This is a genomic window from uncultured Marivita sp. (assembly GCF_947488135.1).
Classification (GTDB): domain Bacteria; phylum Pseudomonadota; class Alphaproteobacteria; order Rhodobacterales; family Rhodobacteraceae; genus Marivita.
The window spans coordinates 88,316-111,593 of record NZ_CANKYW010000002.1 but is presented as its reverse complement, the minus strand read 5'-3'; the positions used below and the strand labels follow the sequence as shown (position 1 = coordinate 111,593).

28 protein-coding genes are annotated in these 23,278 nt (G+C 63.1%); 17 read left to right on the top strand and 11 right to left on the bottom strand.

The window, feature by feature from the left end; genetic code table 11:
* Positions 1–13 precede the first annotated feature (13 nt).
* From Q1B16_RS07765 to Q1B16_RS07755, 3 genes are read right to left on the bottom strand one after another with little or no spacing between them, the layout of a single operon-like run.
* Positions 14–475 (bottom strand): YaiI/YqxD family protein, encoded by a 462-nt coding sequence (locus Q1B16_RS07765; RefSeq protein ID WP_299786303.1) that lies wholly within the window; start codon positions 473–475, stop codon positions 14–16.
* Entirely contained in the window at positions 472–1,302 is an 831-nt protein-coding gene (fghA, locus tag Q1B16_RS07760) for an S-formylglutathione hydrolase (RefSeq protein WP_299786301.1), read from the bottom strand. Before fghA ends, Q1B16_RS07765 begins: the two co-directional genes overlap by 4 nt.
* 13 nt (positions 1,303–1,315) lie before the next feature.
* On the bottom strand, positions 1,316–2,242 hold the full coding sequence (locus tag Q1B16_RS07755) for an AEC family transporter (protein ID WP_299786299.1): 927 nt from the start codon (positions 2,240–2,242) through the stop codon (positions 1,316–1,318).
* A 129-nt stretch (positions 2,243–2,371) separates the two neighbouring features.
* Here Q1B16_RS07755 and Q1B16_RS07750 point away from each other — a divergent pair, with 129 nt between their 5' ends.
* From Q1B16_RS07750 to rmuC, 3 genes are all read left to right on the top strand, one after another.
* On the top strand, positions 2,372–2,536 hold the full coding sequence (locus Q1B16_RS07750) for a hypothetical protein (RefSeq protein ID WP_299786297.1): 165 nt from the start codon (positions 2,372–2,374) through the stop codon (positions 2,534–2,536).
* Between the two features lie 106 nt (positions 2,537–2,642).
* Complete coding sequence (gene mutL, locus Q1B16_RS07745; RefSeq protein WP_299786295.1) at positions 2,643–4,478, top strand: DNA mismatch repair endonuclease MutL; 1,836 nt, start codon at positions 2,643–2,645, stop codon at positions 4,476–4,478.
* Entirely contained in the window at positions 4,475–5,638 is a 1,164-nt protein-coding gene (rmuC, locus tag Q1B16_RS07740) for a DNA recombination protein RmuC (RefSeq protein WP_299786293.1), read from the top strand. Before mutL ends, rmuC begins: the two co-directional genes overlap by 4 nt.
* Positions 5,639–5,772: 134 nt before the next feature.
* Here the strand turns inward: rmuC and Q1B16_RS07735 are convergent, their stop codons facing one another.
* Positions 5,773–5,994 carry a DUF6356 family protein gene (locus Q1B16_RS07735; protein ID WP_299786291.1) on the bottom strand — a complete coding sequence of 74 codons (222 nt, stop codon included), beginning with the start codon at positions 5,992–5,994 and terminating at the stop codon, positions 5,773–5,775.
* A 113-nt stretch (positions 5,995–6,107) separates the two neighbouring features.
* On the opposite strand from Q1B16_RS07735, the gene Q1B16_RS07730 reads away from it, so the two are divergent.
* The 4 genes from Q1B16_RS07730 (at position 6,108) to Q1B16_RS07715 (ending at position 7,929) form a co-directional block, all read left to right on the top strand.
* Positions 6,108–6,572: an Lrp/AsnC family transcriptional regulator gene (locus tag Q1B16_RS07730; RefSeq protein WP_299786289.1), complete on the top strand. Its 465-nt coding sequence runs from the start codon at positions 6,108–6,110 to the stop codon at positions 6,570–6,572.
* 26 nt (positions 6,573–6,598) lie between these two features.
* Positions 6,599–7,057: a DUF6173 family protein gene (locus Q1B16_RS07725; RefSeq protein WP_299786287.1), complete on the top strand. Its 459-nt coding sequence runs from the start codon at positions 6,599–6,601 to the stop codon at positions 7,055–7,057.
* 91 nt (positions 7,058–7,148) lie between these two features.
* Complete coding sequence (locus Q1B16_RS07720) at positions 7,149–7,283, top strand: aa3-type cytochrome c oxidase subunit IV (RefSeq protein ID WP_299786285.1); 135 nt, start codon at positions 7,149–7,151, stop codon at positions 7,281–7,283.
* A gap of 31 nt (positions 7,284–7,314) precedes the next feature.
* Positions 7,315–7,929, top strand: coding sequence for a hypothetical protein (locus tag Q1B16_RS07715; RefSeq protein ID WP_299787828.1), 615 nt, complete (start codon positions 7,315–7,317; stop codon positions 7,927–7,929).
* Positions 7,930–7,935: 6 nt separating this feature from the next.
* Here Q1B16_RS07715 and Q1B16_RS07710 read toward each other — a convergent pair whose 3' ends face one another.
* Both Q1B16_RS07710 and Q1B16_RS07705 read right to left on the bottom strand, forming a co-directional pair.
* The gene (locus tag Q1B16_RS07710) at positions 7,936–8,259 is read right to left on the bottom strand and encodes an AzlD domain-containing protein (protein ID WP_299786283.1); all 324 of its coding nucleotides are present in this window, start codon (positions 8,257–8,259) and stop codon (positions 7,936–7,938) included.
* Positions 8,256–8,945, bottom strand: a complete 690-nt coding sequence (locus tag Q1B16_RS07705; RefSeq protein WP_299786280.1) for an AzlC family ABC transporter permease — start codon at positions 8,943–8,945, stop codon at positions 8,256–8,258. Before Q1B16_RS07705 ends, Q1B16_RS07710 begins: the two co-directional genes overlap by 4 nt.
* 71 nt (positions 8,946–9,016) lie before the next feature.
* On the opposite strand from Q1B16_RS07705, the gene Q1B16_RS07700 reads away from it, so the two are divergent.
* From Q1B16_RS07700 to glp, 4 genes are read left to right on the top strand one after another with little or no spacing between them, the layout of a single operon-like run.
* Complete coding sequence (locus tag Q1B16_RS07700; RefSeq protein WP_299786277.1) at positions 9,017–9,904, top strand: formate dehydrogenase accessory sulfurtransferase FdhD; 888 nt, start codon at positions 9,017–9,019, stop codon at positions 9,902–9,904.
* The gene (gene mobA, locus Q1B16_RS07695) at positions 9,901–10,533 is read left to right on the top strand and encodes a molybdenum cofactor guanylyltransferase MobA (protein ID WP_299786274.1); all 633 of its coding nucleotides are present in this window, start codon (positions 9,901–9,903) and stop codon (positions 10,531–10,533) included. The genes Q1B16_RS07700 and mobA overlap by 4 nt, the downstream gene beginning before the upstream one ends.
* A complete protein-coding gene (gene mobB / locus Q1B16_RS07690; RefSeq protein WP_299786271.1) occupies positions 10,530–11,021 on the top strand; it encodes a molybdopterin-guanine dinucleotide biosynthesis protein B in 492 nt (163 codons plus the stop codon). Before mobA ends, mobB begins: the two co-directional genes overlap by 4 nt.
* Positions 11,018–13,138, top strand: a complete 2,121-nt coding sequence (gene glp, locus Q1B16_RS07685; protein ID WP_299786268.1) for a gephyrin-like molybdotransferase Glp — start codon at positions 11,018–11,020, stop codon at positions 13,136–13,138. Before mobB ends, glp begins: the two co-directional genes overlap by 4 nt.
* 102 nt (positions 13,139–13,240) lie before the next feature.
* On the opposite strand, the gene Q1B16_RS07680 is transcribed toward glp, so the two are convergent.
* Positions 13,241–14,248: a hypothetical protein gene (locus Q1B16_RS07680; RefSeq protein ID WP_299786266.1), complete on the bottom strand. Its 1,008-nt coding sequence runs from the start codon at positions 14,246–14,248 to the stop codon at positions 13,241–13,243.
* Positions 14,249–14,265: 17 nt separating this feature from the next.
* Positions 14,266–14,736, bottom strand: coding sequence for a transcription elongation factor GreA (gene greA, locus Q1B16_RS07675; protein ID WP_299786262.1), 471 nt, complete (start codon positions 14,734–14,736; stop codon positions 14,266–14,268).
* 274 nt (positions 14,737–15,010) lie between these two features.
* Here greA and Q1B16_RS07670 point away from each other — a divergent pair, with 274 nt between their 5' ends.
* From Q1B16_RS07670 to Q1B16_RS07660, 3 genes are all read left to right on the top strand, one after another.
* On the top strand, positions 15,011–16,660 hold the full coding sequence (locus tag Q1B16_RS07670) for an electron transfer flavoprotein-ubiquinone oxidoreductase (protein ID WP_299786260.1): 1,650 nt from the start codon (positions 15,011–15,013) through the stop codon (positions 16,658–16,660).
* A 102-nt stretch (positions 16,661–16,762) separates the two neighbouring features.
* Positions 16,763–18,496, top strand: a complete 1,734-nt coding sequence (locus Q1B16_RS07665; protein ID WP_299786256.1) for a tetratricopeptide repeat protein — start codon at positions 16,763–16,765, stop codon at positions 18,494–18,496.
* Positions 18,489–19,346, top strand: coding sequence for a 4-(cytidine 5'-diphospho)-2-C-methyl-D-erythritol kinase (locus tag Q1B16_RS07660; RefSeq protein ID WP_299786254.1), 858 nt, complete (start codon positions 18,489–18,491; stop codon positions 19,344–19,346). Before Q1B16_RS07665 ends, Q1B16_RS07660 begins: the two co-directional genes overlap by 8 nt.
* Here Q1B16_RS07660 and Q1B16_RS07655 read toward each other — a convergent pair.
* The gene (locus tag Q1B16_RS07655; protein ID WP_299786252.1) at positions 19,339–20,337 is read right to left on the bottom strand and encodes a polyprenyl synthetase family protein; all 999 of its coding nucleotides are present in this window, start codon (positions 20,335–20,337) and stop codon (positions 19,339–19,341) included. The genes Q1B16_RS07660 and Q1B16_RS07655 overlap by 8 nt on opposite strands.
* A gap of 56 nt (positions 20,338–20,393) precedes the next feature.
* On the opposite strand from Q1B16_RS07655, the gene Q1B16_RS07650 reads away from it, so the two are divergent.
* From Q1B16_RS07650 to Q1B16_RS07640, 3 genes are all read left to right on the top strand, one after another.
* The gene (locus tag Q1B16_RS07650) at positions 20,394–20,609 is read left to right on the top strand and encodes a DUF2007 domain-containing protein (RefSeq protein ID WP_299787825.1); all 216 of its coding nucleotides are present in this window, start codon (positions 20,394–20,396) and stop codon (positions 20,607–20,609) included.
* Positions 20,599–21,399 carry a methyltransferase gene (locus tag Q1B16_RS07645; protein ID WP_299786250.1) on the top strand — a complete coding sequence of 267 codons (801 nt, stop codon included), beginning with the start codon at positions 20,599–20,601 and terminating at the stop codon, positions 21,397–21,399. Before Q1B16_RS07650 ends, Q1B16_RS07645 begins: the two co-directional genes overlap by 11 nt.
* Positions 21,400–21,486: 87 nt before the next feature.
* Positions 21,487–21,648, top strand: coding sequence for a DUF465 domain-containing protein (locus Q1B16_RS07640; RefSeq protein WP_085630368.1), 162 nt, complete (start codon positions 21,487–21,489; stop codon positions 21,646–21,648).
* Between the two features lie 31 nt (positions 21,649–21,679).
* Here the strand turns inward: Q1B16_RS07640 and Q1B16_RS07635 are convergent, their stop codons facing one another.
* Together Q1B16_RS07635 and Q1B16_RS07630 are read right to left on the bottom strand one after the other, a co-directional pair.
* Entirely contained in the window at positions 21,680–22,276 is a 597-nt protein-coding gene (locus Q1B16_RS07635; protein WP_299786248.1) for an alpha/beta hydrolase, read from the bottom strand.
* The gene (locus tag Q1B16_RS07630; RefSeq protein WP_299786246.1) at positions 22,269–23,201 is read right to left on the bottom strand and encodes a VOC family protein; all 933 of its coding nucleotides are present in this window, start codon (positions 23,199–23,201) and stop codon (positions 22,269–22,271) included. The genes Q1B16_RS07635 and Q1B16_RS07630 overlap by 8 nt, the downstream gene beginning before the upstream one ends.
* Between the last annotated feature and the right edge of the window lie 77 nt (positions 23,202–23,278).

Here is a 23,278-nt window from a genome sequence, read left to right as displayed (position 1 = left end):
CCCCTGTGCTGTCTCAGCGCGGCGCGTCCTTCGCCGCCGCCCGCATTTCCCGCTCCAGCGCATCCAGAAACCGCGACCGATCCGCCTTGGAAAACGCCCGCCCGCCGCCTTGCCGGAACGGATCGGCGGCGCGCAGATCGGTCATGAGATCACGTGTGGCCAGAACCTGCCCGATATTGCGCGCATCCAACGCCTCGCCATTGTGCTTGAGCACACGCGCGCCATTCGCGACACAGCGGGCGGCCAGCGGAATGTCCCCGGTGATCACCACATCCCCCGGCCCGGCCCGCTCCGCGATCCACATATCGGCCACGTCCGGCCCGTCCGGCACGACGACCACCTCCACGAACGGGTTTTCGGACAGCCGCAAGCCACCGTTCGACACCAGATACATCTGCGCGCGGTGCCGCGTCGCCACGCGCTCGGCCTCGGCTTTCACAGGACAGGCGTCGGCATCGACGAAAAGCCGCGTCACAGCCCCAGCGCCTCCGCGTGGAACGCGATGTGATCGGGGATGAAGGTCGCAACAAAGAAATACGAATGATCGTAGCCCTTTTGCACCCGGAACACCCCGTCCTGCCGCCGCGCCGCCATCGCGTGGCTCAACGTCTCGGGCTTCAAGAGATCCAGAAACTGGTCCGATCCGCCCTGATCCACCAGAACCGGCCCGTCGAACCCGACCGCCTGCATCTGAAGGCTGGCATCATGGCGCGCCCATGCTTCTTCATTGTTCCCCAAATATGCAGAAAGCTGCTTTTGCCCCCAATCGCTGCCGCTGGGATGGCATATCGGTGCAAAGGCCGAAACAGAGGCGAACCGCCCGGGATGCGCCATCGCAAGCGTCAGCGCACCATGCCCGCCCATCGAATGCCCGGTGATCGCCTGCCGGTCCAGATCAACGGCGAACTCCCGGCCGATAAGGTCGGGCAATTCCGTGCTGACATAATCCCACATCTGGAAATGCGGCGCCCAGGGATCCTGCGTTGCATTGACGTAGAACCCCGCGCCCTTGCCAAGGTCGTAGGCCTCGTCGTCCGCCACATCGTCACCGCGTGGTGACGTGTCGGGAAAGACAAGCGCCATCCCGGCCTCCGCCGCGAAGCCCTGTGCGGCGGCCTTCGTCATGGCGTTCTCATGGGTGCAGGTCAGGCCCGACAGATACCAGAGCACCGGCACCTTCGCCGTTGTCACGTCGGGCGGCAGGTAGAGCCCGAAGGTCATGTCGCAGCCGCAGGCCTCTGATGCGTGAGAATACACACCCTGAACGCCCCCGAAGCATCTGTTCTCCGAAACGGTTTCCATAAGGCTTCCTTTCCTAGACAAGAACCTGGCTGATCACGAAGGACACGGTCACGATGCTGACCGTGGTCGAGATCAGGATGGCGGCGGAGACCCGTTGCGGGGCCACGTTGTAGTGCTGCGCGAGGATGAACACATTGCCCGCCACAGGCAAGGACGCGGCGGCGACGACCACGCCCGCCTTGTACGGATCGGCGGGGAACAGGAAATACACCCCAAGCGCCACTGCCGCAGGGTGGATTACCAGCTTGCAGAAACTCAGCCAGCCCGCGATGGTCAGCCGCTCCGCCGATTTGCTGGCCAGCGAAGCGCCAATGGCGAACAGCGCACCGGGCGTCGCGGCGGCTCCGAGAATGCTCAGGAATTCGTTGACCGGTCTCGGGATCGGCACGCCCGTCGCCGAAACCATGAAGCCCGCAACGATGGACACGATCATCGGGTTCTTGAGCAACCCGATCCCGACCGTCTTGAAAATCCGCAGCGACATGCGCCCTTCGCGCGATCCCACGACAAGGATGACGATCAGCGACGAAAACACCACGAGGTCGATCGTCAGGACGAGGATGATCGGCCCCACCGCCTCTTGCCCCATCAAGAGCGCAAGCATCGGCACGCCGAGAAAGCCGGTATTGCCGATCGCCGCCACCTGCCCCTCGAACGCGGCGGTCTCGGTGTTCATGCCCCGCAGGAACCCCACTGCCATGCCGACGCCATAGACAAACGCGGTGCCCCAAAGATACCCCGCCGCGATCCGCCAATCGAAGATCTCGGCCAGCGACAGGTTGGCCGAAAAGCGAAAGATCATCGCCGAGAGCGCGAAGTAGAAAACGAACTTGGTCAGATAGGCAGTCGCCTCGGGCGTGAAAAACCCGGTCTTCCCCGCGCCGTAACCGACGGCGATCAGAGCGAAAAACGGCAGCGTTTGGAGGAAGATATCCAGCATATACGCCGTGTTATCACGCAGGTGGACGGGGTCAATTCTGATGATGCTTTACCTTGTCTTTACCGAACTTGATCAAGAAATGGTGCAGACTTATATTCACCATCGAACGAAAGGCGCTGTAAAAGACCGATGACCCATCAAGAACAGTCCCTCGCAGACGACAAGATGCGCGCCGAGATCGCCAAGCTTCTGGCCGAGACAAAGCAGATCAATGTGAACACGTTTCTTGCCCCGGCCTTGGCTGCGGCGGCTTTGATGGCTGGGACGGCCACGCTCGTTAAACTGTTCTTTTGATCGGGTCGTCCCGCTGGGATGACCGGCGCATGTTTTGATGGATCAAACCCGAAAACGATCCATCTTCTCATAGAAGAATCGCAATCCCCATGCTACATCTCGTGGCATGAACTCCCACGCACCCAATATACGCGCCTCAATTCAACAGCTTGAGGAATGCGCCATCAACCGCATCGCGGCGGGTGAGGTGGTGGAACGTCCCGCCTCCGCGGTCAAGGAACTGGTGGAAAACGCCATTGATGCGGGTGCCAGCCGCATCGAAGTGGCGATTGCAGATGGCGGCAAGACGCTGATCCGCGTCACCGACGACGGTTGCGGTATCCCGCCGGACGAACTGCCGCTCGCACTCGCGCGCCACGCAACGTCCAAGATCGACGGCTCCGATCTGCTCAACATCCACAGCTTCGGATTCCGCGGCGAAGCACTGGCCTCTCTTGGCGCGGTGGGGCGACTGACCCTGACCAGCCGTGCAGACGGCTATGACGCCGCCGAACTGTCCGTCACCGGCGGCACCGCAGAGCCGGTCAAGCCCGCCGCCCTGTCCAGGGGCACTGTCGTGACCCTGCGCAATCTGTTCTACGCCACGCCAGCCCGCCTGAAATTCCTGCGCTCGGACCGCGCCGAGATGCAGGCGATCTCGGATGTGCTCAAGCGCCTCGCGATGGCCGAACCCTCGATCAGCTTTGCCCTGCGCGACGTGTCTGGCGGTGGAGAAGGGCGCGTGACCTTCCGCGCGGATGCCGTGACCGGCGATCTGTTCGATGCCCTCCGCGGTCGTCTGGGACAAGTCATGGGCCGCGAATTTGTCGAAAACGCCGTGCCAATTGATGCCGAGCGTGAAGGTATTCACCTGAGCGGATTTGCCGGTTTGCCGACCTATTCGCGCGGGGCCGCTGTGGCGCAGTTTCTGTTCGTCAACGGACGCCCCGTGCGCGACAAGCTTCTGATCGGCGCGCTGCGCGGGGCCTATGCCGATTTCCTGAGCCGCGACCGTCACCCGGCGGTGGCGTTGTTTGTCGACTGCGATCCGCACAAGGTGGATGTGAACGTGCATCCCGCCAAATCCGAAGTGCGCTTTCGCGAACCCGGCCTCGTACGCGGCCTGATCGTGTCCGCCCTGCGTCACGCGCTGGCCGAGGTCGGGCATCGTGCGTCAACCACCGTCGCGGGCGCGACCCTTGGCGCGATGCGCCCAGAACCGCAGGGCCAGCCGCGCATCTACCAGATGGATCGCCCGAGTTTCGCCGCGAAACAGACCGCTTACCAAGCTCAGTCGCCCGGTTTCGCCGAAATGCAGGACAGCTATTCCGGCCGCGTTGTCGAAGAGGTATCGGAAGAGGCCGAGGAGACACCCCGCACACACCTGCCGTTGGGCGCCGCGCGCGGTCAGGTGCACGAGAATTACATCATCGCCCAGACCGAGGATGGTATCGTCATTGTCGATCAACACGCGGCACACGAACGGCTGGTCTACGAAAAGCTCAAGACCCAGATGACCGCCAACGGCGTGCCCGCGCAGGCTTTGTTGATCCCCGATGTGGTCGAGATGAGCGAGAGCGACAGCGCCCGTCTGCTGGAGATCGCCGATGACCTGACCCGCATGGGTCTGACCGTCGAACCCTTCGGCAATGGCGCTGTCGTCGTGCGCGAAACACCCGCCATCCTGGGCGAGGTCAACGCCGACGCTCTGCTGCGGGACATTCTGGACGAGTTGGACGATCAGGGCGAAGCGCGCGCCGTGCAGGACCGGATCGAGGCGATCCTGTCCCGTGTGGCCTGTCACGGGTCCATCCGGTCAGGCCGCCAGATGCGCGCGGAAGAGATGAATGCCCTCTTGCGCGAGATGGAAGCGACGCCCTATTCCGGCCAGTGCAACCATGGCCGCCCCACCTATGTCGAACTCAAGCTGAGCGACATCGAACGACTGTTTGGACGCACATGATCCAGATTGGTGATCTTGTCCTTGACCTGAGCGATCCGGTCATCCTGTTGGCCCTTGCCTTGGGCGGAATGGTCTTTGTCTTGCTCATCATGTCGCTTCTGTCCGCGCGTCGCGCGGCGAAACTGTCCGAGCCGTTGGTCTACCAACTCGCGCAGGTCGGGCAGCGGGTGCAATCCTTGAGCGACGGGCAGGAACGGCTGTCCGGTGGTTTGCACCATGTGTCCGAGGCGCAGGCGCAAAGCCAGACCGCGATGCTGCAACTGATGGAGCGCCGCTTGGCTCAGGTGCAGGAGCAGATGAACGAGAACCTGCACGGCTCGGCCCGGCGCACGGCGCAAAGCCTTGGGGACTTGCAACAGCGGTTGCAAAGCATCGACAAGGCGCAGGAGAACATCACCAAGCTGTCGGGCGATGTTTTGTCGTTGCAGGACATCCTGTCGAACAAGCAGACGCGCGGCGCGTTCGGGGAAATCCAGTTGACCGACATCGTGGGCAAGGCGCTGCCCAAGGACAGCTACACGCTGCAAGCGACGCTCTCGAACGGCAAGCGCGCGGATTGCCTGATCCATCTGCCGAACCCGCCGGGGCCGATTGCCATCGACAGCAAATTCCCGCTGGAGGCGTACGAGCAATTGCGCAAGGCGGACACGCAGGAACAGTTGAACCGCGCCGCACAGCAGTTGCGGCTTTCGTTGCGAAAGCACATCCGCGACATCTCGGAACGCTACATCATCGAGGGCGAGACCGCCGATGGTGCGCTCATGTTCCTGCCGTCCGAGGCGGTCTATGCGGAACTGCACGCCAACTTCCCCGAGGTGGTGCGCGAAGGCTTCGCGGCGCGGGTATGGATCGTGTCGCCCACGACCTGCATGGCGACGCTGAACACGATGCGCGCGATCCTCAAGGACGCGCGGATGCAGGAACAGGCGGGGGCCATTCGAAAGGAATTGGGTCTGCTTTATGCCGATGTGGACCGTTTGGGCAGCCGGGTGGAAAACCTCGACCGGCATTTCGGGCAGGCGGCGAAGGACATCGCGGACATCAAGATCAGCGCCGACAAGGCGGGGCGTCGGGCGCGGCGGCTCGATAATTTCGATTTCGAGGAACTGGCCAAGGACACGCCCGAGGTGGCCAAGCTCACCGGGACCGCGGGGGAATAGGTCAACAGGCGTGCCCCATTGTTTCGCGCGCGAAACATTGGGACCGGATCGGACCTTTTAACCTTACGTTAACCAACCGACGCGGTGATGCGTCAACGCATCGCCCATTCTCCGTTAACGGAGAATGGCCCGTCTCAGTGGCGGGCTTCGATGCGCGCGTGAAGGCGTTTGAGGATCGTGCTGGCGGTCGTCTCGCACAGCGCGGGAACTGCCGCGTGGATCAGCGCCGCGCCTGCGGCAACCGCGAGCCAGAAGGAAAACCCGGCGGCGAAGCGCATATGCTCGAAATAGGTCTCGTCCACGGTTTCCGGATGTTCGATGAAAACCTTGTGTAGGAAGGAGCCTGTATCCGCCATTGAATTAGCCTTCTGTTCGCTGTGGTCCGTGAGTTGATTCAGAATGGCTGAATTCTCTGGAACAATCTTCCCAAATTTCTTAGATATACCGATATTTTTTGGGAAAAAATCTCATGGCAGATCATAAACTGGATGATTTTGACAAGGCTATTCTGCGGATCCTGCAACGCGATGCCAGCCTGAGCGTCGAGGCGATTGCGGAACAGGTGGCCCTGTCGCGCAACGCCTGCTGGCGGCGGATCAAGTTACTGGAAGAGGCGGGCATTCTCACCGGGCGCGTGGCGCTGGCCGATCCGGTCAAGCTGGGCTGTCCGCTCGAGGTGATCGTGATGATCCGGGCCGGGCGGCACGATGCGGAGTGGCTGGACGGGTTTCACAAGGCGGTCCGCACCATGCCCGAGGTTGTCGGCGCGTATCGCATGACCGGTGATCTGGATTACCTGCTGCGCGTGCGCGTGGCAGATGTTCCCGCCTATGATGCGTTTTACAAGCGTGTGATCGCGCGCATTCCGCTCTCGGATATTTCCGCCAGTTTCGTTATGGAAGAAATCAAGGAAACCACGGCCCTGCCCATTTGACGGGCCGATCCGAAAGGGGATGCGCCATGAGCCAGGACATTCAAACCACGGCCGAAGCCGCCGAGGCCGAGGTCCTGCCCCGACAGGTCGAGGCCCACGCGAAAGGCTGTGGCGAAACCGGAGAGAAACGCCTGCCCGACGCGATGACGCGCAAACCGGTCAAACAGAAAAGCGCGGCCGAATGGGCCTATGAGCGGCTGATCCTCTATATCCAGAACTTCGAGGAACAGCTCGACAACGAACACGAGGTCGCGATGGGCTTTGCCGGGAACGACACCGGCATCCTGCGCATCGAAGGCCTGGGATATTTCGATCCCGATATCGTCACGTTTTACGGATCGGACGAAGAGGGCGGCCGGATGCAGTTGATCCAGCATGTCTCACAGCTCAACGTCACGCTGCGCGCGCTGCCGATCCCCAAGGAAGAGGCCGAACCGCGCCGCATCGGGTTCGAGCTTGCGGCGGAATTGGAACAGGATGGCTGAGCCGCGACACACTGCGCGCTTGGCATGGGTGACAGGCTCGGGCAAATCGGGTAGCGAGTCGCAAAACATACATATCTGAGGGATGTCTCACATGGCTGAACACAAGCATGGTTCGATGGATACGACCGAACAGGAAAAGACCTTTGACGGGTTCGTGCGCTGGTCGATCCGCGTCGCGGTCTTTTCGATCGGGGTTCTGATCTTCCTCGCGATCTTCAACTCCTGAGACGGGGTCCGAGGCTGATATGACTCTCTTGATGCGCGCCCTGGCCGGACTTCTTGTATTGGCTCTGGCCGGATGCGGCGCGGGCGCGGATATGCGTCCGGACGCCTCGCCCGAGGTGATCAGCAGCGCGTCGTATCGGCATCCCGGACCTCCGGCGTTGACGCTTTACACGATGATCAACAACCGGTCCGGGGCCGGGGCGCATACCAGCGTGATGATCAACGGATCGCAGCGGATCATCTTCGATCCGGCCGGCACCGTTCGCCTGAGCGCCGTGCCCGAAAGGGACGACGTTCTCTACGGAATCACGCCGCAGGTCGAGGATTTCTATGCGCGCGCCCACGCACGCGAGACCTACCACGTTGTCATCCAGAGGATCGAAGTGTCGCCCGAAGTGGCGGAGCGGGCGTTGCGGCTGGCGATTGCCAACGGCCCGGTCGCCTCGGCGCAATGCACGCTCAGCACATCGGGGCTCCTGCGGCAGCTTCCCGGCTTTGAATCGATCGGATCGACATGGTTCCCGAAACGGCTGATGGAAGATTTCGAGAACCTTCCCGGTGTCCAAACCACACGGCTTTTCGAGAATGACGATGACGACAAATCGGTCGCCATCGCGCAGTTCGAACAAGCGGTGGTGACGCAATAAGCGCGCTCAGAGCAGGGTGTTGAGCGTCACCAGAACGGTCGCACCGACACCCATTGCCGCAAAGACGTTCTTGGTCAGATAGCCCACGGCGAAGGTGGCCGCCGCAGCGGCAAGGCGCACCGGATCGGGTTCGCCGTCTGTCGCGCTTGGCCAGACCACCAGCGGCGCGATCAACGCGGGGATCACGGCCACGGCGGTATAGCGCAGATGCCGCAAAAGCCATTCCGGCATGGCGCGATCCCCGACAAGGCCAAGAAACGCGAAGCGCAGGCCGAAACTGCCCAGCCCCATCGCGATGATGATGACCCAAAGCTCTGTCGTACCGCTCATGGTGTCAGCCCCAGCCGGGTTTCGGCCCGCGCGCCTGCCATCATGCCACCCAGACCTGCCACCAACAGCCCGAGGTTAAACGGCAGCCACGCAAAGGCCAGCGCCAGCACCACCGCGACCAGCGCCGCGATCCGGTGTGCCGGTGTGCGCAGCATCGGGCCGATCATCGCGAGAAAGGCAATAGGCAGCGCGAAGTCCAGGCCAAGGCTGGCCGGGATGCTTTCTCCGAGGACCGCGCCCAAGTAAGTGAACACATACCAAGGCGGGCAGATCGGCGTCATCACACCCATGAAATAGGCGAATTTTTCCGAGGTCGTCTGATCGGGGTGTTTTTCGTAGTCGAGGATGGATTGCGCGTAGGTCTGATCGACCAGGAAATATGCCGCGATCCCCCGCTTCCAAATCGGCAAGGGCCCCAGATGCGGCGTGATCGACGCCGAATACATCGCCATCCGCAGGTTGACCGCCAGCGCTGAGGCAATGACCACAAGCGTCGGCGCGTTTTCGTTGATGAGTTGCAGCGCGGTGAACTGCGCGGCCCCGGCGATCACCACGATGGAAAACCCCATCGTTTCATGGATCGCCAGCCCGGCTTCGGTGGCCAGCACGCCGAACAACATCGCGAAGGGTCCGACGACGGCAAGAAAGGGAAGCCCGTCGCGGACGCCCCGCCAGTAACTTGACATTGCGGGTCCTGCCGCCATGACTGTGCCTCGTCTGTTGTGGTTGGGCCGGACGTAGCCTTGGATGGGGGGAGATGCAATCTATGCCGGATGACGTTCTTCGGGACTATCTTATTGCGCCCGATCCCGGTGCCGCGCAGCTGACGCGGCGGGTCGTGGGGACCGATCACACCGGCGCCGAAACCGAGATCAGCGTGGTCGAGGAACGGCCCCTGACGATCTTTCTCAACAGTCAGGAGATCGTCACGGCGATGACGATTGGTGATTACCCCGAGTACCTTGCCGTCGGGTTCCTGCGCAATCAGGGCATGCTGCGCGACGATGATGTGGTGACACGGGTCGAGTATGACGACGATCTCGAGGTTGTCGTCGTGCGGACCGAGCGGCAGACCAGCTACGAAGAGAAGGTCAAGAAAAAGACCCGCACCAGCGGTTGTGCCGTGGGCACTGTCTTTGGCGACATGATGGAGGGGCTGGACAAAGTCGTGCTGCCGCAGACCGAGTTGCGCACGTCATGGCTCTATGCGCTGGCGCATAAGATCAACACCACGCCGTCGCTCTACCTCGAAGCGGGGGCCATTCATGGCACGGTGCTCTGCCACCGGGACCGCCCGCTGGTCTATATGGAGGACGTTGGACGCCATAACGCCGTGGACAAGATCGCGGGCTGGATGTTCCAGGAAGGCGTCGGGCCGGAGGACAAGATCCTCTACACCACCGGGCGTCTGACCTCGGAAATGGTCATCAAGACGGCGCTGATGGGCATTCCGGTCCTGGCGTCCCGGTCGGGGTTCACCGCCTGGGGGGTCGAGATCGCGCGGCAGGTGGGGCTGACCTGCATCGGCCGGATGCGCGGCAAGCGGTTTGTTTGCCTGTCCGGGGAAGAGCGCCTGGTGCGCGATATGGACCCCGACAGCGTTCCGGAAGAAAGCCGCAAAAACCGCCGGAAGAGCGGGGAATGACCAAGCCTCTGGGTGTCATCCTTGCGGGCGGTCTGGCCACGCGCATGGGCGGGGGCGACAAGGCGTTGCTGAGCGTCGGGGGCCGGACCTTGCTGCACCACGTCATCGACCGCCTCGCACCGCAGGTGGCGGGCATGGCGCTCAACGCGAATGGCGATGCGACGCGCTTTTCGGAATACGGCTTGCCGGTGCTGGCCGATAGTGTGGCGGGCTTTCCCGGACCCCTTGCGGGCGTACTCGCGGGGCTCGACTGGGCGGCGGAGCAGGGGGCGGACACCATCGTCACCGTCGCTGCCGACACCCCGTTTTTCCCTGATGACCTCGTGGACGTTCTACAGCACACGGCGCGGGGCATGGCGCATCCGCTTGTTCTGGCCGCGACGCCGCGCGGTGAAGAGAAGACAAAATCCATGAGCCGTTCCGGTCTCATCCGTCATCCAACCTTCGGCCTCTGGCCCGTGGCCCTGCGCGACGATCTGCGTGGCGCCTTGGAACAGGGGATCAAGAAGGTCGTGATCTGGACCGAGCAACACGGCGGGCGCGAGGCGGTGTTTCCAACGGGTGCAGGCGATCCGTTCTTCAACGTGAACACGCCGGACGACCTGAAAACGGCAGAGGCGATGGTATGAGACTTTACGGTGTGACCGGCTGGAAGAACGCCGGCAAGACCGGCTTGATGGAACGGCTGGTGACGGAAATCACCGGGCGCGGGTTCGCGGTGTCCACGATCAAGCACGCGCATCACACCTTCGACGTGGACCATCCCGGCAAGGACAGCCACCGGCATCGCGTGGCGGGCGCGACCGAGGTTCTGCTGGCCTCGCGCAACCGCTTTGCGTTGATGCACGAGTTGCGCGACGAGGACGAACCGACGCTGGACGCGCTGCTGGCCAAGCTGATGCCTGTCGATCTTGTGCTCGTCGAAGGTTACAAGCGCGACCGCCATCCAAAGGTCGAAGCGTTCCGCGCCGAGACCGGCAATGCCCTGATCGCGCCCGGAGATCCGACGATCCGCGCCGTCGCCAGCGATACGTCGATGGAGCTGGACCGCCCGGTGTTCGATCTCAACGACACCACCGCGATCGCCGATTTCATCCTGTCCGAGGTGGGGCTTTGAGCGGTTTCGACACCATCGCGATTGTCGACTGGTCGGCGGGCAAACGCGCGCCTGCGCGGCCTTCGAAGGATGCGATCTGGATCGGGATCACGCGGCAGGGCGCGGATCAGGAGCCGGTCTATTGCCGGTCGCGCGTTGCGGCCGAGGCATGGCTGGGCGCGTTCATCGACAAGGAGGCCCAGGCGGCGCGCCGCACCCTGATCGGGTTCGATTTTCCCTTCGGGTATCCGCATGGCTTCGTCCGGCACGTGACCGGCTCTGACGATCCGTTGGCGTTCTGGGATTGGCTGGACGCGCGGATCACCGACACCGAGGCGGGCGAGAACAATCGCTTCGACGTCGCCTCCGAGATCAATCGCCTGTTCGATGGACCGGGGCCGTTCTGGGGCAAGCCCAACGAGACGGATTGGCCCGATGTCCCCTATCGCAAGGCGGGCATTCCCTTCGATGTCTGTGCCGAGCGCCGCGCCTGTGATCTCGCGGCCAAGGCGGCGTCTTCATGTTTTCAACTGTTTTTTAACCCGACCGTGGGAAGCCAGGCCCTGATGGGGCTGCCCATGCTCGCGCGCTTGCGGCGGCGTGCAGGTGTGGCGGTCTGGCCGTTCCAGAAATGGTCCGATGCGCAGACTGTCCTGGTCGAGATTTGGCCGGGTCTGATCGAACCGGCGGTGAAGGAGGGTGCAAACGACGAGATACGCGACCGCGCGCAGGTGCGCCTTCTGGCGCGGGCCCTAGCCGGGCTGACGCCCGAGGCGCTTGACGCGATGCTGAGCGATGTCGGCCCGGAGGCCGCCGAAGAGGCGTGGATTCTCGGCGCCGGGCACAGCGCCGATCTGATCGCGGCGGCACGCGGGCAAAGGGCGTTGTCCCCACCGCCTTTGCGCAACGATTGTTTCGCGCTGCCCGCCGGGGTGGACTGGACGCCGGTGGACGATGCTTTGGCGCTGCTGCGCGATCGGATGACCGCCGTTGTCGGTGTCGAAACCGTGCCGCTGATGCAGGCGGCGGGGCGCGTTTTGGCGGGTGATCTGATGGCGAACCGATCGAACCCGCCGCACCCGAATACGGCGGTCGATGGGTACGGTTTTGCCGGCGCGGCCGTCGGTGATGGTCCGCAGGTTCTGCCTCTGGTCGAAGGCCGCGCTGCGGCTGGCGCGCCGTTCTCCGGGACGGTCCCCGAGGGTCACGCGATCCGCGTGCTGACGGGGGCGGATCTACCCGATGGGGTGGACACCGTGGTGCTTGACGAAGACGTGCGCACGGACGGAAGGCAAATCGCCTTTCACGGGTCGCTCCGGCGCGGCGCGAACACGCGCAAGGCCGGTGAGGATGTCGCGGCGGGTGACCTCGCTCTGACCGATGGGCGCGTGCTGACGCCTGCCGATCTGGCGCTCGCCGCGGCGGTGGGGCACGGCGCGCTCAACGTGCGTAAGCGATTGCGCGTCGGGGTTTTGTCCACGGGGGACGAGATTGTCGAGCCGGGGTCTGACGCGTCGACGGGGCAGATTTTCGATGCGAACCGCCCGATGCTGCTTAGCCTGTGCGCCGGGTTTGGCTACGACGCAATCGACATGGGCCGGGCGGTCGATGACAGGGACGCCGTGCGGGCCGCGCTCGACGATGCGGCAGGACGGTCGGACGTGATCCTGACCTCCGGCGGCGCGTCGGCGGGGGACGAGGACCATATATCGGCGCTGTTGCGGGAAACCGGCGCGATGCAGGAATGGCGGATCGCGCTGAAGCCGGGGCGCCCGCTGGCGCTGGGCCTCTGGCGCGGCACGCCGGTGTTCGGACTTCCGGGCAATCCCGTTGCGGCGCTGGTCTGCACGCTGATCTTCGCGCGCCCGGCGATGGCGGCCCTGTCCGGCGCGGGCTGGTTCGAGCCGCAGGGCTTCACGGTGCAAGCGGCGTTCGAGAAGCGCAAGAAGCCGGGACGCCGCGAATACCTGCGCGCCCGTATTCGCGACGGGCGGGCCGAGGTATTCAAATCCGAAGGCTCCGGGCGGATCAGCGGGCTGAGCTGGGCCGAAGGGTTGGTCGAACTGCCGGACGGCGCGGCGCATGTGCAACCCGGCGATCCGGTGCGGTATATTCCGTTCGCATCGTTTCAGGGATGAGATGGATGCGTCAACGCATCCAGCGTTTCCGTGAACGGAAACCTTGGGGGCTCTGCCCCCAAACCCCCGAGGTACTTCAGGCCCAAAGAAACCCGGTGATGTTCAGTCGAATGTCCCGGTCACGCGACCCAGCAGCATGAACGCGCGCGCGGTGCGGGTGCCGGCAAGCTCCGAAATCTCGGCATCGGTCGCGGTTTCTTCGAACCGGGCAAAGCCCTTGTCGAAGAGCCGCAGGAAATGGTGGGCCGCATCGCGGAAGATCGGATCCTGCTTCATCCGCCCCGCCGTGAGCGCGAGCGACGAGCGGTCGCGCACACCGCCAAGCGCCGCGATCGTGCGGCCGCGCTCACCCTTGGCAAATCGGCGCCACAACTCGGGCCTCGCCATGTCGGGACGCAGGTCGTCCATGTAGATGCCGTCCTGGCTCAGCAGCGTCAGCACGTCCTGCGCGGCCTGCACCAATTGCGCCGACGGACGGTCCTTGAGCGCGCGACGCAGGGCGGCGAACCCTTCCTGGTCGTCGGCGGTTTCCGGGAAATGCAGCGCCCGGATGAAATCCGACGTCGAAAGCGGCGGATGCAGCGCCTCGGCGGGTGTGCCGAGGGCCAGCGCGGGCTGGTCCCCGCTTTCGGGGTCCGGCGCGGCGGCGTGAACGGCGATCTGGGCGGCGCGGGTCGAGGTGAACATCGCCAGCGTCGTTTCGGCCTTCTTCTGGGCATCCGCGATTTCTTCGAGCTTTTTCACGATCGACGGATGGGGTTGCTGATCGCGCCCACCGGCCTGATTGCTGGTGATGTAGGCGTGGCGGATCGCGTCGATGGCGTTTTGCAAACGTGTGCTTTCCTCGCGCATGATCCGCGATGAGCGCGCGCCAAGGGCAGCGACCCAAATCATGCCGACGGGAAAGAAGATCACCATCAGCGTCAGCAGAAATCGCAGACCATCGGCGCCCTCGTTGCCCGAAAACAGGAAAAACGCCGCCGAGATCACCAGCCAGAGCACGCTCAGCGCGGCGGCGGTCAATTCGATGCCGCTCAGGCCGCCGCTTGCCTCACCCGGTCGGTTGGGGATCGGGGCCGAGGCGGGGCGCGCGTCTTTTTGCTGTGTCATGGCGGGGGTCCGACCCATCAGATGTATTCGATTTTCAACACTTCGTAGGACTTGTCACCGCCCGGCGTGCGCACTTCGACGCTGTCGCCTTCTTCCTTGCCGATCAGGGCGCGGGCGATGGGGGATTTGATATTGAGAAGACCCTTTTCGATATTGGCTTCGTGTTCGCCCACGATCTGCCAGGTCTTTTCCTCGTCGGTGTCTTCGTCGACCAACGTCACGGTCGCACCGAACTTGATCGGACCCGACAGCTTGGCGGGGTCGATCACCTCGACAAGGCTCAGGATGCCTTCGAGTTCCTTGATGCGGCCTTCGATGAAGCCCTGCTTCTCGCGTGCGGAATGGTACTCCGCGTTTTCCTTCAGATCGCCAAGTTCGCGCGCTTCGGCAATCGCCTTGATGACGGCGGGGCGCTCTTCTGACTTGAGCGTTTTCAATTCTGATTCCAGCGCGGCGTGGCCCGCGCGGGTCATCGGTAGCTTTTCCATGGGACGGTTCCCTCTTGGTCGGCAGAGCAAAAACTCTGGCGCCACATTGCGTTGGCGCGGTCTAAACATGTCACGTGCGTTGTCGCAACAGTGACCTGACCCGCCGCCGAAACGCAAGGGGGGATGGAGATGCTTGGCAGGGCTTGGCGCATGGAATCGCGGCATTTCCTTCGCAAACCGGGCTGTAACGTGGTGTCGCAATTGACCGTTCGGGACCTGCACGTTACGTGACCCAACAGGTTTTTGACACGTGACATTCAGGAAAGAGCCCGACATGAGCGAACACACGCGCGAAGCGATGGAATACGATGTGGTCATCGTCGGCGCAGGCCCCGCAGGCCTGTCCGCCGCGATCCGCCTGAAACAGCTGGACGCCGATCTGAACGTGGTCGTTCTTGAAAAAGGGTCCGAGGTCGGCGCGCACATCCTGTCGGGTGCCGTTCTCGATCCGGTCGGCCTCGATGCGCTGATCCCCGACTGGAAGGACAAGGGCGCACCGATCAATGTGCCCGTGACCGAGGACCGCTTCTACATGCTGGGCGAGGCGGGTCAGGTCCGTATCCCGAACTGGCCGATGCCGCCGCTGATGAACAATCACGGCAACTACATCGTATCGATGGGGAATGTCTGCCGCTGGATGGCCGAGCAGGCCGAAGAGCTCGGGGTCGAGGTGTTCCCGGGCATGTCCTGTTCCGAGGTTGTTTACGGTGACAATGGCGAGGTCAAAGGCGTGGTCGCTGGCGAGTTCGGCAAGAACGCCGATGGCACGCCGGGGCCGGGCTATGAGCCGGGGATGGAGTTGCACGGCAAATACGTTTTCCTGGGCGAAGGCGTGCGGGGCAGCCTGTCGAAAGAAGTGATCGAGAAGTTCGGTCTTTCAAACGGCAAGGAGCCGCAGAAATTCGGCCTCGGCATGAAGGAAATCTGGGAGATCGACCCCGCCAAGCACAAGCAAGGCTCTGTCACCCACACGATGGGCTGGCCGCTTGGGTCGAATGCCGGTGGTGGATCGTTCATCTACCATCTGGACAACAATCAGGTCTATGTCGGCTTCGTGGTGCATCTGAACTACGAGAACCCGCACCTCTACCCCTACATGGAGTTCCAGCGCTTCAAGCATCACCCGATGGTGAAAGAGCTTCTGGAAGGCGGCAAGCGCGTGGCCTATGGCGCGCGGGCGATCTCTGAAGGGGGCTATCAGTCGATGCCCAAGATGGTCGCGCCGGGTGTCGCGCTTCTGGGGTGTTCGGTCGGCATGGTCAACGTGCCGCGCATCAAGGGCAACCATAACGCGATGCTCTCGGGCAAGGCGGCGGCCGAGGCGGCATATGCCGCGCTTCAAGCCGGGCGCGCGTCGGACGAACTGACGGATTACGAGACCGAAGTGCGCGACGGCGCCATCGGTCAGGACCTCAAGAAGGTGCGCAACGTCAAACCGCTCTGGTCGAAATACGGGCTGACGGCGTCGCTGACGCTGGGCGGGTTCGATATGTGGACCAATACGCTGGGCTTCTCGCTCTTCGGTACTTTGGGTCACGGCAAATCCGATGCCGAGGCGACCGGCGAGGCATCCAAGTTCAAGCCGATCGACTATCCGAAACCCGATGGCAAGCTGTCCTTCGATCGTCTGACGAACGTGTCTTTTGCTGCGACCAATCACGAAGAAAGCCAGCCCGCGCATCTCAAGCTGAAGGATGCATCGATTCCGGTGGCGGTGAACCTGCCGAAATACGCCGGTCCGTCGGCGCGGTATTGCCCGGCGGGGGTCTACGAATTCGTGAAGGACGACAAGGGCGACGACAAGTTCGTCATCAATTTCCAAAACTGCGTCCACTGTAAAACCTGTGATATCAAGGACCCAAGCCAGAATATCGTCTGGACGGTGCCGCAGGGGGGCGACGGTCCGAACTACCCGAACATGTAAGGCGACAAGGCCGGGCCCGTGCCCGGCCTTTTGCTTTGGTTGCGTGTGCACAAAGCCCGCGCTACGCTTTGCCAAAATTCGCCTGTTTCCAAGGAGAACTCCATGGCGCAATCGAGCATGAAGCGGCTTTTGGGATCGGCAGCGGTGGCGCTGTGTCTGATCACCCCGGGCGGGGCCTTCGCCAACAGCCTCGCCGGTGATTACCTTGCCGGTCGGCAAGCCAGCTTTGAAGGGGATATTCAGGCGGCCGCCACGTATTACGGGCGTGCGGTGATGTTCGATCCGGAAAACCCCGTGATCCTCGAACGCGCCGCCCTGGCCGAGATTTCGCTTGGCGATCTGGAACGTGCCGCAGGGTTGGCCAACAAGCTGGTCAATGACGGGCATCGCAGCCAGGTCGCGCATATGGCCCTTGTGGCCGAACAGGCAGTTGCCGAAGATTACGCCGGGCTGATTGACATGCTCGAGGCCGACCGCGGTGTCGGTCCGCTGGTCGACGGTCTGCTCACCGCGTGGGCACAGCTTGGCGCGGGCGATATGTCCAAGGCGCTGGTCGAATTCGACGCGCTGTCCACACAACAGGGGCTGCGCAACTTCGCGCTCTATCACAAGGCTTTGGCGCTGGCATCGGTCGGTGATTTCGAAGGCTCCGCCGCGATCTTCGAGGATGCGGGCACCGGTGGAATGCAACTCACCCGGCGTGGTGTGATGGCGCATGTCGAGGTGATGAGCCAATTGGAGCGCAACGAGGACGCACTGACGCTCATCGAAACCGCCTTCGGAACAGAGCTTGATCCGGGTCTGCGCGCCATGCGGGATGGGCTTGAAGCGGGCGAAGCGTTGCCGTTCACCCATGTACGCGGTGCGCGCGACGGGCTGGCCGAAGTCTTCTACACGCTGGCCGCTGCCCTGGCGAACGAGGCGAATGACGAATTCACCCTGCTTTACACCCGCATGGCCGAATACCTGCGCCCCGATCACGTGGACGCCATCCTCCTTTCGGCAAGCCTGCTGGATGAGATGGGCCAATCCGATCTGGCGGTCAAAGCCTATGCAGAGGTGCCCGAGGATCATCCCGCCTATCACGCGGCGGAACTGGGTCGCGCTGCCGCCTTGCGCGACAGCGACAAGGTGGATGCGGCGATCGAAGTGCTGCAACGTCTGGCTCGGACACATGGCGACCAGCCGATCGTTCATTCCACGCTCGGCGACACCATGCGCCAGCTCGAGCGCTACGACGAAGCGATCGACGCTTATACAAAGGCGCTGGACCTCTTCGAGGAAGAAAGCCAGAGCCAATGGTTCCTGCATTACGCCCGGGCCATCTCGTATGAACGGTTGGATCGCTGGGACGAGGCCGAGGCCGATTTCCGCGCGGCGCTTGATCTGAACCCGGATCAACCGCAGGTCCTCAACTATCTCGGCTATTCGCTGGTTGAGCAGAAGACCAAGCTGGACGAGGCGCTCGACATGATCGAACGCGCCGCTGCCGCACGTCCCGACAGTGGCTACATCATCGACAGCCTGGGCTGGGTGCTTTACCGGCTTGGCCGCTACGAAGAGGCGGTCGGCCACATGGAACGCGCCGCCGAACTGATGCCGGTCGATCCGATCGTGAATGACCATCTGGGCGACGTCTATTGGGCCGTCGGCCGCAAGACCGAAGCCCGGTTCCAGTGGCGTCGCGCCCTGTCCTTCATCGTGTACGGCTCCACCGCAGAAGATGTCGACGCGGATCGCATTCGCGCCAAGCTGGATGTCGGTCTGGATCAGGTGCTTGCGGAAGAAGGCGCGCCGCCGCTACAGGTCGCAAATGACAGCGGTGCCAATGACTGACGCACCGGCCATCGACGCCGTGCCGGACAAGGGGCGGCCGGCCGATGTGATCGAGGCGTCCGCCCCTGCCAAGGTCAACCTCGCGCTGCACGTCACGGGCCAGCGCGCGGACGGGTATCACGAACTCGACTCCTTCGTGGTCTTCGCTGACGTGATGGACAACCTCACCCTCGCGCCCTCCGACGCCATGCGGATGAAGGTCAAGGGTGCCTTTGCCGATGGCGTGCCGTCTGATGTGTCCAACATCGCTTGGAAAGCGGCAGAGCTGTGCGGGCAAAACTTTGACATCACGCTGACCAAGAACATCCCGCATGGCGCAGGCCTCGGCGGTGGGTCCTCCGATGCGGCGGCGGTGTTGCGCAGTCTCGACCGCGCCGATCTCGCCGCGCAGCTTGGTGCGGACGTGCCGGTCTGTCTCTGGGCCGGTCCACAGCGGATGCGCGGAATCGGAGAGGTGCTCGACCGGATCTGGCCCGTGCCGCAATTCGCGCTGGTTCTCGTCAATCCCAAAGTGCATGTGGCCACGCCCGACGTGTTCGCCGAACTGGCCGACAAGACCAACCCGCCCATGACGGATTTGCCCGAAGGCATGGACGCGGATTGGATCGGTTGGCTGGCCGATCAGCGCAACGATCTGCAACCTGCCGCGATCCGTGTGGCCCCGGTGATGGCCGACGCTCTTGCCGCCCTGGAGGATGCCCAGATCGCGCGCATGTCGGGGTCGGGTTCCACCTGTTTCGGCATCTATCCGGACCTCGCCAGCGCCGAAGCCGCCGCCGCAAGGATCGCCGAGGATCACCCGGATTGGTGGGTCACAGCCTCGCAGACCGTCGGCGCAGACCTCAGTTGACCCGCGCCACCACGTAATCGGCCAAATCATCCAGCATGTCGCGGATCGGATGCGCGGGCAGCGTCGCCAGCGCCGCGCGGGCCTTCGCGATCCAGTCATTCGCTTCGGCCCGCGTCGCCTCGAGCGTGCCATGCTTGTTCAGAAGCGTGATCGCGTGCTCGAGGTCGCCGTCTTCCTGACGGCCCTTCTCGATGGTGCGTGTCCAGAACGCGCGTTCCGCGTCGTCGCCCAAGGCAACCGCCTTGATCACCGGCAGGGTCAGCTTGCGCTCGCGAAAATCGTCGCCCACGTTCTTGCCGGTGGCGTCGGATCCCCAGTAATCCAGCAGGTCGTCGACGATCTGAAACGCGATCCCCAGAGCATCGCCGTAGTCAAACAGCGCCTTGATCTGCGCTTCGTCCATATCGGCGATCACGCCGCCCACTTCGGTCGCAGCGGAAAACAGCGCCGCCGTTTTCCCGCGCACCACTTGAAGGTAGATGTCCTCGGTCGTGCGCAGGTCCTGCGCCGCGGTCATCTGCAACACCTCGCCCTCGGCAATGGTCGCCGCCGCGTCGGACAGGATACGCAGCACGCGCAGAGAGCCGGTTTCCGTCATCAACTGGAACGACCGCGCGAAGAGGTAATCCCCGACCAGGACACTGGATTTGTTGTCCCAAAGCAGGTTCGCCGTAGGCCGCCCGCGCCGCTTCTCGCTCTCGTCCACCACGTCGTCGTGCAAAAGCGTCGCCGTGTGGATGAACTCCACCGTCGCGGCGAGCTTCACATGGTTGTCGCCGTCGTAGCCACACATCCGCGCCGCCGCCAGCGTCAGCATCGGACGCAGCCGCTTGCCGCCCGCCTCGACCAGATGCGCCGTCACTTCCGGAATGCGCGGCGCGTGTTCCGACGCCATCCGCGTGCGGATCAGCGCGTTCACCTCTGCCATGTCATCGGCCAGAATCTCGGCCAGACGGTCATGCGGTTTCTGACTTGGTTTATCCAACATCATCACCATTCCTTCAGGAAGGCTCGACAAAGCGGGCCGGGTGTTCCTACATCATGGTCATGGAAGAGCTTTTGCGCACCAATGACATCACACTGATACCGCTCGCCCGAGCCGTGCTTGAGGACGAGGGTATAGACAGCTTTGAATTGGACGTAAACATGAGCATCCTCGAAGGCTCCATCGGTATCCTGCCGCGCCGTTTGATGGTGCGGACCGGTGAGCTTGATGATGCCAGACGTGTTCTGCGCGAGTACGGAGTCAAGTTTGAGGACTGAGCCCTTCGCGCCGGACGACCTGACCCGGGATGATTTTCTGGGGGGTGCGGCGCGGCTCTGGCAACCGAAAGACGGCTACCGTGCGGGGGTCGATCCCGTGCTTCTGGCCGCGTCCATCCCCGCCACGCCCGGCCAAACCGTGCTCGAACTCGGCTGCGGCGGGGGGGCCGCGCTGGCCTGTCTTGGCACGCGGGTGCCGGGGATCACCTGCACGGGCGTCGAAATGCAGCCCGCCTATGCCGATCTCGCGCAGCGGAATCTGAACGACAACGGGCTGACCGGCACCGTGCATTGCGCCGATCTGTCCGCGCTTCCGGCCGCCGTAAAATCCGAACGCTTTGATCACGTGATCGCCAATCCGCCCTATTTTGAGGATTTCCGCGCTGTCGCCCCACGGTCGCAGGACCGTGCCGTATCCCGGTCGGGCGCTTTGCCCCTGTCCAAATGGGTGAGCGTTGCCTCCAAGCGGCTCAAACCCGGGGGTGTCGCCACCTTCATCCAGAGAGCCGACCGCCTGCCCGAACTGATGAGCGCGTTTTTCGCCACCCTGGGTGCGCTTGAGCTTTGGCCGATCCACCCGCGAACCCACCGCCCGGCGCGGCTTGTCCTGTTGCGGGGGCGCAAAAATCGGCGGGCGGCGTTTGTGTCGCACCCTCCGCTCGTGCTGCACCGCGGCGAAATCCACGAAACCGATGGCGATTCGTATACCGAAACGATCACAACTGTCCTGCGTTCGCCCAAATCGTTGCCATTTCCGGCGCAATCACATGCGCAGAGCCGCTCGTCTTAGCGGGAATTTACCGACTTCGCGCTTGCAGCGTGACAGATTTGTAAAACTGTGGTCGACTGAAGATCCAATCAGTCACAGGAGGACTTCATGAGCTTGACTTCACATCTTCAGGAACTGAAGCGGAAGCACCAAACCCTGTCTGAAGAGGTCGAACAGGCCCAACGCGCGCCAGGCACAGATGACCTGATGATCGCGTCGCTGAAAAAGCAGAAACTCCGACTCAAGGAAGAGATTGAGCGTCTCTCCTAACACGATTGGCCCGGGTCTCCCCCGGGCTTTTTCATGTCTGAAAACTCTGGATCGCCTGAAGCTCGGATTGCACAAGCTCGTGCCCGCCCGGGTGCCAATACTCTGTCACATCGGCGTCCTGAGCGCGTAGATAGTCCAGCAGGGACTTCGTCATAGGCGCCGGGCAGATCGGATCGCGTTCGCCTGCGGTGATCAACCAGCGCGTCTTGGCGAGGTCTGGCTGCGGCTCAGGCGTCCACGGGATCAGCGGGTGCATGGCGATCACGTCCGTAAACAGGTCCGGATCTTCAAACGCCACCGCCGCAGCGATGTTTGCGCCATTGGAATAGCCAAGCGCAATCACGCGCGTCGCATCGGTTGCGGCGATCTTCGATCGAATGAACTTCGCCATCGCGGCACGCCGTTTGGCCAGATCCTCCATGTCGTAGACACCTTCGCCGGTGCGCCGGAAATAGCGTGCCATGCCGTGTTCCGACACGTCACCGCGCGGGGAAACCACATGCGCGCCGGGCCAAAGCTGTTCCGCCAGCCCGTGAAACTGGCTCTCGTCGCCACCCGTGCCATGAAAGGTGAACACCAAGGGCGCGCCGGGCGTGCCCCTGGTTTCGCGAGTGATGTAGTCAGTCAACGATCGGCTCCAGATACTTTTCCTCGAGAACCTCCCGCAGATGCTCGTGCTGGCTCGGCAGCTTGAGCGCCTCTCCCAGATGCGCGGTGTCCTCGTCACGGTCGAAGCCGGGTTCGTTGGTGGCCACTTCGAACAACACACCACCGGGCGTCCGGAAGTAGATCGCATAGAAGTAATCGCGGTCGATCACCGGCGTCACCTGGTAGCCCGTGTCCATCAGCGCCTTGCGCACGTCCAATTGGGTGTCGCGGTTGTCGACGGAAAAGGCGATGTGGTGCACCGATCCCGCGCCTTGATCCGCGCCGGGGGCGTTCACCTGCGTGATGTCCATCACGTTGGCTTCGTTGCCGCCGGGCACATGAAAACGGGTGACGTTGTCCTGACGGTCAAGCTCTTCGTAGCCCATGAAGCGCAGCAATTCGGCGCTCGCCCCGGCATCACGCAGACGCATGTCGGCGCTGTGAAAGCCACGGATGGCGGCCTCTGCTGGAACGCCGTTGTTCGTCCACGGATCGCGCGCGTCGCCCTCGGTCTCCACCAGCACGAAGCCGTCGCCATCCGGCCCATCAAAGCGCAGGCGGCTTTCACCGAACGTGGTTTCCGCTTGTAGGTTCTTCACGTCGAACGTCGCCAGCCGGTCTTGCCAATAGGGCAGGCTGCCCTTGGGCACGGCAAATCCGGTGATCCCGACCTCACCCGTGCCGGGGCGACCGCGCCGCGCGTTCGGGAAAGGGAAATAGGTCATCACCGTGCCGGGCGTCCCGGCTTCGTCACCGTAATACAGATGATACACCTCGGGCGCGTCGAAGTTGACGGTCTTCTTGATCCGCCGCAGGCCCAGCGTCTTGGTGAAAAAATCGTTGTTCGTCTGCGCACCACTGGCCAGCGATGTCACATGGTGCAGTCCGTTGATCTGGTTCAGCATGTCAATTCTCCGAATAGGGAAACGGGCCTGAGCCCTGTTGATTGACAATCTATCTATATCTTTTCGCACATAAACAC

Coding starts and splice junctions, on each gene's coding strand:
- fghA (WP_299786301.1), bottom strand. CDS start 1,302: ATGGAAACCGTTTCGGAGAACAGATGCTTCGGGGGCGTTCAGGGTGTG.
- Q1B16_RS07755 (WP_299786299.1), bottom strand. CDS start 2,242: ATGCTGGATATCTTCCTCCAAACGCTGCCGTTTTTCGCTCTGATCGCC.
- Q1B16_RS07750 (WP_299786297.1), top strand. CDS start 2,372: ATGACCCATCAAGAACAGTCCCTCGCAGACGACAAGATGCGCGCCGAG.
- mutL (WP_299786295.1), top strand. CDS start 2,643: ATGAACTCCCACGCACCCAATATACGCGCCTCAATTCAACAGCTTGAG.
- rmuC (WP_299786293.1), top strand. CDS start 4,475: ATGATCCAGATTGGTGATCTTGTCCTTGACCTGAGCGATCCGGTCATC.
- Q1B16_RS07735 (WP_299786291.1), bottom strand. CDS start 5,994: ATGGCGGATACAGGCTCCTTCCTACACAAGGTTTTCATCGAACATCCG.
- Q1B16_RS07730 (WP_299786289.1), top strand. CDS start 6,108: ATGGCAGATCATAAACTGGATGATTTTGACAAGGCTATTCTGCGGATC.
- Q1B16_RS07725 (WP_299786287.1), top strand. CDS start 6,599: ATGAGCCAGGACATTCAAACCACGGCCGAAGCCGCCGAGGCCGAGGTC.
- Q1B16_RS07720 (WP_299786285.1), top strand. CDS start 7,149: ATGGCTGAACACAAGCATGGTTCGATGGATACGACCGAACAGGAAAAG.
- Q1B16_RS07715 (WP_299787828.1), top strand. CDS start 7,315: ATGCGCGCCCTGGCCGGACTTCTTGTATTGGCTCTGGCCGGATGCGGC.
- Q1B16_RS07710 (WP_299786283.1), bottom strand. CDS start 8,259: ATGAGCGGTACGACAGAGCTTTGGGTCATCATCATCGCGATGGGGCTG.
- Q1B16_RS07705 (WP_299786280.1), bottom strand. CDS start 8,945: ATGTCAAGTTACTGGCGGGGCGTCCGCGACGGGCTTCCCTTTCTTGCC.
- Q1B16_RS07700 (WP_299786277.1), top strand. CDS start 9,017: ATGCAATCTATGCCGGATGACGTTCTTCGGGACTATCTTATTGCGCCC.
- mobA (WP_299786274.1), top strand. CDS start 9,901: ATGACCAAGCCTCTGGGTGTCATCCTTGCGGGCGGTCTGGCCACGCGC.
- mobB (WP_299786271.1), top strand. CDS start 10,530: ATGAGACTTTACGGTGTGACCGGCTGGAAGAACGCCGGCAAGACCGGC.
- Q1B16_RS07680 (WP_299786266.1), bottom strand. CDS start 14,248: ATGACACAGCAAAAAGACGCGCGCCCCGCCTCGGCCCCGATCCCCAAC.
- greA (WP_299786262.1), bottom strand. CDS start 14,736: ATGGAAAAGCTACCGATGACCCGCGCGGGCCACGCCGCGCTGGAATCA.
- Q1B16_RS07670 (WP_299786260.1), top strand. CDS start 15,011: ATGAGCGAACACACGCGCGAAGCGATGGAATACGATGTGGTCATCGTC.
- Q1B16_RS07665 (WP_299786256.1), top strand. CDS start 16,763: ATGGCGCAATCGAGCATGAAGCGGCTTTTGGGATCGGCAGCGGTGGCG.
- Q1B16_RS07660 (WP_299786254.1), top strand. CDS start 18,489: ATGACTGACGCACCGGCCATCGACGCCGTGCCGGACAAGGGGCGGCCG.
- Q1B16_RS07655 (WP_299786252.1), bottom strand. CDS start 20,337: ATGATGTTGGATAAACCAAGTCAGAAACCGCATGACCGTCTGGCCGAG.
- Q1B16_RS07650 (WP_299787825.1), top strand. CDS start 20,394: ATGGAAGAGCTTTTGCGCACCAATGACATCACACTGATACCGCTCGCC.
- Q1B16_RS07640 (WP_085630368.1), top strand. CDS start 21,487: ATGAGCTTGACTTCACATCTTCAGGAACTGAAGCGGAAGCACCAAACC.
- Q1B16_RS07630 (WP_299786246.1), bottom strand. CDS start 23,201: ATGCTGAACCAGATCAACGGACTGCACCATGTGACATCGCTGGCCAGT.